Source organism: Thiospirillum jenense (assembly GCF_014145225.1).
Taxonomy (GTDB): Bacteria; Pseudomonadota; Gammaproteobacteria; order Chromatiales; family Chromatiaceae; genus Thiospirillum; species Thiospirillum jenense.
The window spans coordinates 1-2,986 of the sequence record NZ_JABVCQ010000065.1; the positions used below are offsets into that span (position 1 = coordinate 1).

The 2,986-nt window shown below is 40.0% G+C and carries 3 protein-coding genes; all 3 read right to left on the minus strand.

Features of this window, described 5'->3' with window-relative positions; genetic code table 11:
* Window positions 1–681: exosortase A (xrtA, locus tag HUK38_RS14420; protein ID WP_182585021.1), on the minus strand; the 681-nt coding region annotated here is incomplete at its 3' end.
* Window positions 682–687: 6 nt separating this feature from the next.
* Window positions 688–1,881 carry a TIGR03087 family PEP-CTERM/XrtA system glycosyltransferase gene (locus HUK38_RS14425; RefSeq protein WP_182585022.1) on the minus strand — a complete coding sequence of 398 codons (1,194 nt, stop codon included), beginning with the start codon at window positions 1,879–1,881 and terminating at the stop codon, window positions 688–690.
* A gap of 31 nt (window positions 1,882–1,912) precedes the next feature.
* Window positions 1,913–2,974, minus strand: a complete 1,062-nt coding sequence (locus tag HUK38_RS14430) for a FemAB family XrtA/PEP-CTERM system-associated protein (RefSeq protein WP_182585023.1) — start codon at window positions 2,972–2,974, stop codon at window positions 1,913–1,915.
* Window positions 2,975–2,986: the final 12 nt, after the last annotated feature.

Below are 2,986 nucleotides of genomic sequence, written 5' to 3' on the forward strand. Positions count from 1 at the left end.
TATAGACAATAATACGAATAGCCCACGCCGCCACCATGCCCGATAGAAAAAGTAGGCATAAAGCACTCCAAGAAACGTTGATGCAATCAAATAACGAATACCACTACATGCAGCAACAACCGACCAATCCCCGCTTGGAATACTAAAAAATGTGCCATCGGAATACACTGGGATATTGGTTAATTTTAACAGTGTCACGGTAAAGAATGCGGTAACTTGCATTAGCGGATAAACCAATTCTTCACCAATGGGAACGGTAAAAAATAAAAATCCCAATGGAAAAGCCAAAACATTTAACACTTTACTACCAAATATAAACCAAACTAGAATGGGAATTAACGCCACCACTGCAAATTGTTCAACGACAACAATTGTCAGTGCATGTCCAATAAGCCACATTCCACTGAATAATAATAAAGCAACAAGCGCTATAGGTTCTGTTTTCAAAACAGTTTGACTTAATATTACACGCTGTTTCCGAATTAAAAAAATCACGATTGGAACAACAAAAAATCCATGGGCAAAGGTATCAGAGCGACTCCAAATATTGAGTATGCTAATAAAAGTTTGGTGATATGTTAAAATTAAAGTCAGCAACGCAATAGCAAACCAAACCCAACGTAAAATTGGATTGATAACGTTATTGTTCCGATAAGTTTTATCTGATACTGAAATCGACATTGGAAACTAATTAGATTCTAACAAAGAAAGAATAGTGGGTAAGCTGTGTTTCCAATTGAATTCTCGTTCAACAAACTGACGGGCTTGTACAGTGATGTTGTTATTCTCATTGGTTAGTAAGTGACGCACTGCTCTAATAAAAGTACTCGCATCACCGGCGCAATAAACCTCACGATTCACTTTTGCTGGAATACCCTCAAGTGCTTGCGGTGTTGTCACAACAGGCCGCGCCATTGCCATTGCCTCTAACACTTTATTTTGAATACCGCGAGCAATGCGTAATGGCACAACCACTAATTTTGCGTATTGTAAATAAGGTCGAATATCCGATACAGCACCAGTGACATGAATGCCAGAATGTTCGGCAAGACGATAAACTTCAGGTGTTGGGTTCATTCCAACAATAATAAACTCAGCATCTGGATGAGTTTCACGCACGGCCGGAAAAATATGGTGAGCAAACCAGGTTACTCCTTCAATATTCGCCCAGTAATCCATTGCACCAGTGAATACAATGCGGGCTGCTTGACCAATAAAAGGCGACATACGTTTCGTATCTGGTGCAAAAAATGCCGTATCTACACCATTACACAGTGTATAAACACGTTTTGCTGTTTCGGAATCATTTAATTGCTGCCGAAATAACGCGGCTTCTGGCTCTGATACGAATATGCTGGCAGCACATTGTGTCGCAACCTGTTGTTCAAATTGTGCTAATCGAATTGCTTCACGATGATAAATAGAACGCATTGGCCACGATTGTGTCGCACTATACTGCCGCCATTTATCAGAATCCACATCAACAAAATCTACGACGCAATGTGGATGTTTCATAACATATTGCGCCATGACAGATGAGTAAACTAATACGCGCTGAATCGTATAAGTTTTACACGTCTGTTTAATCCAACGCGCAAGTGCTGGCCGGTAGTAATAGGGTAAAGATAAAGGTTGACCGTTAATAAAACCAACTAAACTTTGCAGCTTAGCTAACGATGGCGTTAATTTACCAAACCAAGTAGTTGTACAATAATGATGCACCTTGTCACAGTATTGCCAATCGTCCGCCAGATCAATAAAAGTAGCTAGGTGTATTTGATAGTGTTGACTAAGATACTCTAATAAGTGAAACGACCTAATTTTATCGCCTTTATTAGGCGGGTACGGAATACGATGTGTTAAAAATAATAGTGATTCCATTCAAAAATACCTTTCAATTTTTTTGTAAAAATTAACCTAAACTACGAGAAAGAAATGGGCCTAGAAACTGGCTAACCGGCAGTGGTAGTTGTTTCCAAACACGAATAAACAGGCGGTATTTTGGATTAAGTGGATTGATGTCTGGCAATTGACGTGACTGAACTAAATAATATTCGTAGCTTAATGGTTCCGGTTCAAATCCCCAATTACATTTAAAATCATAAGAACCGGTATTGCGTTTACTTCGCCCATAATCAAATACTCGATAACCACTTTCACAGGCGCGCCGCATCACTTCCCAATACATAAAATCGTTCGCTTTCATTGCGCGAGCTTGCGTAGTACCACCGCCATAATAGGGTAATACTTGGTCACGGAAATAAAAATTAAGCACCCCAGCAATGATCTGGCTACCATGATGAATCGTAAGTGCTTCACAAGCATCACCAAAAACAGTTTTGAGTGTTTGGAAATAACGCAATGAAAACACTGGAGTACCAAGATTGCGAACACTTTCAGCATAAACACGATAAACTTGTTTGACATCTGAATTAACATGACTTACCAATCCTGCCGCAATTCCTTTACGCACCATTGCGCGTTGTTTGCGCGGAATCGCTAAAAGGTTTTGCTCTGGATCAGATTCAATCCTTTTACGAAAAGTGACATACAATTGATCTTTACAGAGCCAATCAGGATGGCGCCGCTGGCTATGACGCAGCTCTAAATAGTCAACTTTGAGGCGCTCCGCCAATTGACAGGCGGACTGTTCTAATTGTGTGGCAATGCTTTCGTTATCTGCAATTGCACCACCATAAACACAAAATGGCGTTGAAATTAAACTATTTCCAAATAAATGACTGCGAATATGTGCAAGAGGTAAAATACCGCAAATTGCACCATTTAATTCAGCGTATAAAAAATAGGTTGGATGGTTAAAAGATTGAGTTAATACTGTCTGCCACCCAGCACGATGAAAAAAGGTTGCGGCGGGTTGTTGCATAACATAAGCATCCCAACGCGCATGATCGCTATCTGTCAAATTCAATATGCGCACATCGTCAAAATTGAATAACCCAGTGTGATTGGTCATTTAAGTATGCTC

Bases quoted from the DNA above. Each gene is read 5' to 3' on its own strand.
- HUK38_RS14430 (WP_182585023.1), bottom strand. From the start codon at position 2,974: ATGACCAATCACACTGGGTTATTCAATTTTGACGATGTGCGCATATTG.
- HUK38_RS14425 (WP_182585022.1), bottom strand. From the start codon at position 1,881: ATGGAATCACTATTATTTTTAACACATCGTATTCCGTACCCGCCTAAT.